The 8,282-nt window shown below is 62.1% G+C and carries 6 protein-coding genes; all 6 read right to left on the reverse strand.

Annotation, left to right across the window (positions count from 1 at the left end; translation table 11 throughout):
* Positions 1-71: 71 nt before the first annotated feature.
* Positions 72-1,934: an endo alpha-1,4 polygalactosaminidase gene (locus tag MUO23_04040; protein MCJ7512121.1), complete on the reverse strand. Its 1,863-nt coding sequence runs from the start codon at positions 1,932-1,934 to the stop codon at positions 72-74.
* 27 nt (positions 1,935-1,961) lie between these two features.
* Positions 1,962-2,816, reverse strand: coding sequence for a carbohydrate ABC transporter permease (locus MUO23_04045; GenBank protein MCJ7512122.1), 855 nt, complete (start codon positions 2,814-2,816; stop codon positions 1,962-1,964).
* Complete coding sequence (locus MUO23_04050; protein ID MCJ7512123.1) at positions 2,809-3,696, reverse strand: sugar ABC transporter permease; 888 nt, start codon at positions 3,694-3,696, stop codon at positions 2,809-2,811. Before MUO23_04050 ends, MUO23_04045 begins: the two co-directional genes overlap by 8 nt.
* An 82-nt stretch (positions 3,697-3,778) precedes the next feature.
* Complete coding sequence (locus MUO23_04055; protein ID MCJ7512124.1) at positions 3,779-5,083, reverse strand: sugar ABC transporter substrate-binding protein; 1,305 nt, start codon at positions 5,081-5,083, stop codon at positions 3,779-3,781.
* A gap of 13 nt (positions 5,084-5,096) precedes the next feature.
* A complete protein-coding gene (locus MUO23_04060) occupies positions 5,097-6,125 on the reverse strand; it encodes an SIS domain-containing protein (protein MCJ7512125.1) in 1,029 nt (342 codons plus the stop codon).
* Between the two features lie 4 nt (positions 6,126-6,129).
* On the reverse strand, positions 6,130-8,142 hold the full coding sequence (locus MUO23_04065) for an alpha-galactosidase (protein ID MCJ7512126.1): 2,013 nt from the start codon (positions 8,140-8,142) through the stop codon (positions 6,130-6,132).
* Positions 8,143-8,282 lie beyond the last annotated feature (140 nt).

An 8,282-nucleotide genomic window follows, 5' to 3' on the forward strand; every position in this document is an offset into this window, starting at 1 on the left:
CGGCCAGCACTCCTGCTCCCGCCCACCGCCAATCGAGATCCGGAACGCGGGCGCGGCCGGCGAGCCAAGCCTCACTCTTGCATGAGGAGGTTGTTCCAGAGAGTGGGATTCCCCCACTCGCCGGACGAACGGGGAGCAGTGGACATCATCATTTCCTGCTCGTCACTTCCAGCTGTATCGGTGTCGGAAGGCTCGAAAGTGGCGCCGATGGTATGGCCCGGAGCCAGCCGCAGTCCCTTCAACACCGCCCAGGGGATCCTGGCCTCCCCGGCGTACCCGTCACGGGTCTTGACCACGGCGTACTGGACGACGCCGCTGTAATCCTCGCTCAGCGTCGGAGGTGTGAAGATGAAGAACCCTGGTGGCACGGCCGCGAAGTCCCCTGGACTAATTCCGATCTGATAATCGTCCTCGCCCGCCTGCATGGAGTCGAAGTCCAATTGAAGCTGGGTGTCGAACCACAGCTCCACGTGGTCCCCTCTCCAGAGGTTGCCTCCCGTGTTCTCCTGAACGATGGCATCATCTCGGACGCGGAATCCGATGTAAACCGTCTCGGGATCCCACCCGTAGCACACTCGTGCGCTCAGGTCGGACGGACCTCCCCACTGGCTCGACTCCCCGAAGGAAACCTGGTCCTGACGATCTACCACGATGCAGGGAAAGTCCGCCCACTCGGCGAGGTCACCGTCAATCATCGGTGGCGTCAGCATGCGCGAGGCGTGCAACTCCGGCCCGTTGTTCGATGGCCGGTGCTGCTGCTGGTCAAACGGCAGGATCGGCTCGAGGGCGATGGCGGCGAAGGTGAACAGCCAATCCAAGCGATTGTTCGCCGGTGTTGGATCGTCAGAATCGGCGACGGCCTCTATGGCGACATTCTCCTGGGGCGCGTCCCAAGGCACATTCCAATCATACGTGACCCCAGGGGAGAACGTCTTGCGCAACTCGGCCACTCGCCTCCCGCCGACCAACACCACCAAGGGAACATCTTCCGCCATGGCCAGCCCGGTGTTTTGGATCCGGACGACAAGGGTGACGCTCGTCTCATCGCCCTCGGCCCGAATCCCGGCCACCCGCATGTCGGCCGGGCCCTGACGTCCCAGACCGTAGGCCGGGATCTCGTCGAGGTTGATAGTGGAAACCGCCGGTATGAATCCATGGCTTCGGGCGATTTCGACTGCTCGAAATGCCATTCCGGGGTTGTCCGGCGGGGCATAGTCCAAGGCCAGGACGGGCAAGCCCGTCTGCTCATGAAGCTCAATCATTGTGGTGATCTCGTCGGAGTTGTCCGTGTTGACGTATTCCTCCTTGTCGAAGTCGTACGTCGTCGAGACATCCTCGAACATCACGCCATCGAGATCGCTGGCCAATTCCGGCACCAGGCCGAAGCCCCGGTTCTGCAAAATCAGCGCCTCCGGGAAGGCCTGCCGCAATCCTTTGATCGTGGCGATCATCCCTTGCCGGGTCTGTGGATAGGCGTCGACCGTGTCCACGGTATCCAGGAATACACCATCGAAGCCCTTCTGGATGAAATCTCCTGTCAGGCTGACCATCAGGCGCTGCCATCCAGGTTGGTTTGCGTCGACGAAGTACGAACCCCAGTTCTTGTTCAAGCCAAGCAGCCAGCGCGGATCCACACGCCCGTCGGTGTACCACGGCCGGCCCGGTTCGGCCTCTCCGATGCTCAGATAGGCAACCACCAAGGTCCCCCGCCTTCTGAGCTGGCGAATCTCCGCCTCCGAGAGCGTCTCAGGCTGGACGATCGCCAGGTCAAACCGTGACAGGGCGTCGGCCTGTCCCTGACCATAGTACACAATGTAGTCGTCGACGGACTTGATCCGGGAGCGCGCAGATACCGGCGCCCCGCCGCGAGCACAGCCAAGAAGGAACCAGGCAGCCACGACTGCAAGAAGAGTGGCTTGGTGTCTCGGGCTCACCGGATCTCCTCTGGCAGGCAGCCTCGGTTACCGCTTCACGCCGGTGAGGGCAATGCCTTCAATGAACTGCTTCTGGGCGACCAAGAACACCAACAAGAGCGGCAAGATACTGGTCAGCGCGCCGGCCATCAGGACCGTGTACTTGCCTCCCAGGATGAGCTGCTGCTGGAAGAAGGCCAGCCCGACGGTCAGGGTGGTGTTGGGAACGCCAGGCAGGTAGATCAAGGGATGGAGCAGGTCATTCCATGCACCCTGAAAGGTGAAGATTGCCAGCGCCGCCAGGGCGGGCTTGGCCAACGGCAAGTACACCTTCCAGAAGATCTGGAACAGCGAGGCACCATCGATCCGGGAGGCGTCCACGAGTTCGCGTGGGACCGTCAGGAAGTATTGCCTCAACAGGAACGTCCCAAAAGCCCCACCCCAGAACGCCGGCAGCCAAAGGGGGACGGCCGTGCCGATCAGGTGCAGCCACTTGAAGATGATGAAGTTCGGGATCAAGGTTACCTGCGCCGGGATCATGAGCGTGACCAACAACAGCGTGAAGAGGAGATCGCGTCCACGGAAATGGACAACGGCAAAGCAGAAGGCAGCCATGGCACAGGTGAGGATCTGGCCGGCCGTGATCAGCAGGCTGATGTAAGTGCTGTTGAAGAACAAGTTCGGGTAACCGATATCGACGGCGAAGAGGGCCTGGAAGTTCTGCAGCGTGGGAGTCGGAGGGATGAGGCTATGGCCGAACTGGTCCGCCGGCAGCTTAAAGGAGGTCGAGACCATCCACAGGAATGGACCGAGCATGAGGATCGCCCCCAGGACCAGGACGCTGTAGGTCACGATGTCAAGGAGCAGCTTCTGGCGCTGCAGCGTCATGGGCTTCCTATTCATAGAAGACGTACCGCCGTTCAAGCCAGAAGTAGAGCCCCATCAGGGCGATCACCAGAATGGCCAGTTCGATCGCCTGGGCGCTGGCCCCGCCATAGTTGAAGAAGTTCCAGGCATTGCGGTAGATCGAGTAGACGATCACCGGGAAGCTGCTGTCCCCTTGCCCCCGACGGGTCAGCATGTAGATATAGTCGTACGCCTGGAAGGCGTTGATGGTGGCGATGATGGTCATGAAGAAGATGCTAGGCGTAATCAGGGGAAGGGTGATGCGGAAGAACTTGCGCACCTCGTTCGCCCCATCGATGGCGGCCGCCTCGTAGTATTCGCGAGGAATGGCCGTGAGACCGGCGAGGAAGATGATCATGCCTTCCCCGATGGCGCCCCACACGTTGACGATGAGCACCGAAGTCAGGATGTGGTCCGAGCAGATCCAGCACAGCCTGCTCCCGCCGAAGACTCCGATGATGGCATTGAGGATCCCGGTGTCCTTGGCAAAGATCATGTTCCAGACCAGGGCCGCCGCCACGGCGGAGGTTACGGCCGGGAGGAAGTAGATCGTCCGGAAGGCGCCCAGGCCCCGGATCTTGCGGTTCAGGAGAATCGCCACAAGCAGAGAGACAACGATAACGCTGGGGACGTAGAGGGCACTGAACTTGAAGGTGTTGAGCAACGCGCGGGAGAACTTTTGGTCGGTGAACAGGGCCACGTAGTTGCTCAGGCCGGTCCATTGCGGCGGTGTGAGCAAGTCCCATTTGGTGAAGCTCAGGACGAGCGTGGCAAGAATCGAACCGAGCACCCCGAAAGTCAAGCCGATCAGTGTCGGCGTGAGCATCAACCACAGTGTGAGACGCTCACGCCCCTTGGGCTTGAGTCCGGCTTCCATGAGTTCTCCGAGCCACGTCCTTCTTGGCGGCCTCCCCTCCCTCCGCGACCGGAGGAAGGGGAGGCAACGGCTTGCGGACGGACTACTTGTTCTTGGACAACACTTCGTCGGCCGCCTTGACGATCTCGTCGAGGGTCGCGTTGAGCTCCGCCTCGCCGGTCCAGATCGGGATCATCCCGTCGCCGACCGCCGCCGACCACTCATCATAGCCTTTGAAGACCGGCTTCATGTGGGCGAAGGCCAGCGAGTCGAGGAATGCCTGCTGGTTGATGGTGGTGCCCTGCTGCTCCAGGAACACCGGGCTCTCGGCGACTGACTTGAGCACGGGAATGGCGAACCCGAGCTCGGTGAGACGCGTCTGCCCACTCTGGCTCAGCACAAACTTGATGAACTCAAAGGCTTCTTCGGGGTGCTCGGAGGCTTCCGCCACCACAAATCCGGCACTATTGACGCTGGTGGCCGATCCTGCCGGTCCTTTCGGCATGGGCGCAACGTCCCACTGGAAGTTCGCGGCGTTATACCCCGGCACAGCCCAGTGGCCTATCGGCGTCATGGCGGCGATGCCGGCCTGGAATAGGTCCAGGCCATAAGAAGCAGCCGTGTTGACGTCAGGCATGGATTTGTCCTGGAACATCATGTCATGGAAGACCTGCCACGCCTGGCGTGCCGCCGGCTCCCCGATCAGGGTTTGGGTGTGATCGGCCGAGAGGATGTCTCCACCATGGGCCCAGATGGCCGAGCTCCATGCCAGCTCCATATCCCACAGGTCGGCCGTGAAGCCGTACTGGTCGGCTACCCCATCGCCATTGGTGTCCATAGTGAGATCCTTGGAAGCTTGGCGCAGATCGTCGTACGTCCAATCAGCGGTCGGGTAGGCAACTCCAGCCTTGTCGAACATGTCCTTGTTGTAGAAGAGCACAATTGTCTGGAAGTCGCGTGGCAGGCCGAAGTAGCCACCGGCCGTCTTGTAGGCTTCGAGGGTCTGAGGATACACGCCCTGCAGCATGTCGGGGTTCGCGTCGACGTAGGGCTGCAGGTTCTTGAGCACACCGCGCGTCTGGTAGTCGAGGTAGTAGGGAGCGTCCATGGCGAACAGATCGGGCGGCGTCCCGGCAGCCAGCATGGTCTTCAACTTCTCCCAGTAGGCCGTCCAGTCCGACACCTCGACGTTTACCTTGATACCCGGATTCTGGGCCTGGAATTCGTCGACGATCGCGTTCCATACGGCGAGCTCCTCCGGCGCTCCCCACAACATGAATTTCAGCTCCACCGCTTCGGCGGCAGGCTGCCCGCCCTCCGAGGGAACGGCTTCCGGAGGGGTCTGGCCGCCACATCCTGAGAGCAGAAGGGCGGCGATCAACAGAACTGGGAAGAGCATCTTCTTCATCGTGCATCTCCTTTCAACTGAGCCGGACGACGGAATCCAAATTGTGCGGTTTGTCTGGATCAAGGCCCTTGCTGACAGACCGCTCATAGGCGATCAACTGTCCGATCGGTAGGCAAAGTACAGTGGCGATTGCGTCTTCCAAGCCGGAGTGGAATTCCACGTCGGCATCGCTCTCACCGAGCGCAAAGCACCTTCCACCCAATGACTGCACCTCCTCTAGGACCGCGCCTTCGGAGTCGGCCCGGGCTGACGACCGAAGTCCGACCAACAGCGTCGTCGGCGTGACCATCGCTTTGGGCCCATGCCGGAACTCCATGAAGTGAAACGGTTCGCTGTGGCTGAGTGACATCTCCTTCATCTTCAGGCTCAACTCGCATGCCAGGCCGTAGCGCGGCCCGCTGCCGAGCCAATAGAATCGGTCCAACGTCTCGTCGCCGCCAAGGTCCGCCGCGAGCGGGCGGTACTGCCTGATCAGGCGACTGGCGCAGTCGCCTAGCCGATCCAACGCCGAGAACAGTCGATCCTGGTCCGCCCAGAGTGCCGCCAGGGACACGGCGGCAAGGTACAGGGTGCTGAAGGCGCGCGTCTGGGCAATCGAGCGCTCCTGCCCGGATTCCAGAACGAGATTGAATCGGCCCATGGCGGCCAGGGGCGCCTTGGGGTAGCACGACAGGGTTACCAGATCACTTCGACCCGACTCCAGAAAAGCGCTGCAGGCCGAGAGGGTTTCCGTCGTCTCTCCAGACCGGCTCAGCGCCACGAGCATAGTCTTGCGTGCGGAAAGGCAAGTTGAAGGATGGAGCCAGATTTCGGAGGCAGGCAGTCCCCGGGCTGTCAGCCCCGTGAGGCCCTGGAAGAGTGCGGCTGCGGCCAACGACAGGTAGTAGGTCGAGCCGCAGCCGGTGAAGACCACCTCGTGCAAGCCCGGCTGGCGCAAGGAGGCCAGCTCACTGCGCTGCGCCTTGATCACCCTCAAGGCGGCCTGCCAGGCCTCCGGCTGAGAGAGGATTTCCTCCAAGGTGTGTTCCCCCGGCCCACTCATCCGTCTACCCTCGGCGGCCGGCGGCGCTAGCGGCCCGATTCATCTTCTGCTTGGGAATGGCGACCAGCAGCAGCGCGCCTTCGAAAGCTACTTCCAGCGAGACGTCGTGGGGGCCTTGGGCGGCCCCGAGATCGCGGTCGTTGACGTAGTCCAGCAAGCGATAGTGACCGGAACCGAGGCCGCGGAGCACGACCCGCCCGGCGAAGCGATCCGTCGTCTTCTCCGTGTAGAAGGCGTAGTACAACCGCTCGCCCTTGCGGATGAGGTGTCCCTCCGGCCGGTCAAAGGCCAGGTCGTACCGGTTCAGGTACTCGCCGGATGCGAGCCGGTGTTCGTTGTACAGGCCGAACCACTTGTGCCAGAGCGCCTCCTTCTCGGGAGTCAGGCTCCAGTCCTCTTTCAGCCTCCGCTGGACCTGCGGATCTTCCGGCCACACGAATTTGGTCCCGGGAACGCCCCCGGCACCGATTTCGCTGGCGAAATCGGTGCCGCCGTCGGAGAGCTCAACATGGTCGGCGAAAACGGCGGCTTGCGGCCCGGCGAGCGCCTTGTAGAACTTGATGCGCTGGCGTATCTGCGCGCTGGAGGTCGGATCCGCCGTGACGGTCTGATCGGTGTAGGGCAGAAGGTGGTGGGTTATCGGCGTGCCGCACGGGCATATCTGTATGACGGAGTCTGGTCTCAAGAGGCGCGTTGTGTCGAAGATGAGGCGGTAGGCCTCCGCCATGGCTTCGGTGGACTGCTCGGGGCGGGTATGGTGATGGCTGGGATTGTGACAGGCGGGGACAGTGTAGATGTTGTCAAGCTTGTGCCCGTCAAAGCCCCAATCGGCGATGAACCGCCGCGTCAGCTCCCCGATGTGGTCTCGGACTGCCGGAAGCGCCGGACAGAGCATCGCCAGATGCCGATTGTTGCGAGCCACAGAGCCTTCGGCATCCAGGATGACCCAGTCCGGATGCTCCTCGAAGAGATGGGCTGTGCCGTACGTGTGGCTATCCCAGGCACCGTTGCCATCCTCGACGCAGAGCGGATACCACCAGATGGTTGAGAAAGCGCCCGCACGGTGGATGGCATCATTCATCCGAAGGATTTCATGCGCGCCGTCGGGGAAGGTGTCGTGGCGCAGATTCCAATCGCCATAGGCATCGAACCATCGATCATCGAGCGTCAGCCAGCGGATCCCCATCCTAGCGAGCTCCGGCAATACTCCCGTCATCTCCTCGGACCGGACGTCGAACTCATAGCCCCAGGAGCACCAGGCGGGTTCATAGTCCGCTGGGATCGGATCCGGGGACTGAACGCCTTGCGCCGCCAGCAGCTCGCGGTAGAGAGCCAGGGGCTCGAAGAAATCCCCTGTGTGCACCGATAGAACGACAGGGAGGCTGCACAGGCCCTCGCCGGGCCGAAGCTCGATTTGGCCGCGAAGTTCGAATGCTGCCGTGATTCCGTCGGTGCCCCAGGCTACCGGCATGAACCAGTCCTTGGGCGTCGGATCCGTATGCATCAGTGCCAGGCCAAGGGCTTGGTTCCAGAAGTAGGTCAGTGGAATCCCGCCGCCTTCGGCGTCCTGCAAGTGGCCCAGGAAGTTGTCCCGTGAGAAGCCCTCGGAGAGTGGAAAGGCGAAATCCTGGCCCCACTGCACCGCTGCGCCTTGCAGCGTCCAGGTAGGCTGGCTTGCCGAGAATGTCGATCTATCGAGCAGGAGCCGAGGGGCTGCAATCCTGTCGAACGAAATGGGCGCTGGACCGACGTTGGTCACGGTCCAGGCGATTCGGCGTGCCCCCGCGTAGCCAACCTCGCTGACACTCAGGCCTACGCGTAGCAGCTGACCCCCACCCACGCCGAAGACGATCTCCACCGCCGTCGGGCCGAGTGTGACGACCTGCGATGGACTGGTACTGAGGAGCTCGAGACCCGCTCGCCAGAGCTCGAGGCGGGCAGTCCCGACCACCTGGCCATCGCGGCGAAGGGTCACCCCGCGGGCCTGGTCCAACTCAACCCGAAGATCGTTCGTCATGTCAGCGCCAACACCCTTTCTGCGTTGCGGAAGTAGACCTTCTCCAACACATCCTCGGGCAAGTGGAGCCCATGGACATGCCAGCGCCCCTGCATCGGGACTGGGCCAGTGTTGTAGTTGAAGTACTCATCGTCGGTCTC

This window comes from Anaerolineales bacterium (assembly GCA_022866145.1).
GTDB lineage: Bacteria > Chloroflexota > Anaerolineae > Anaerolineales > E44-bin32 > PFL42.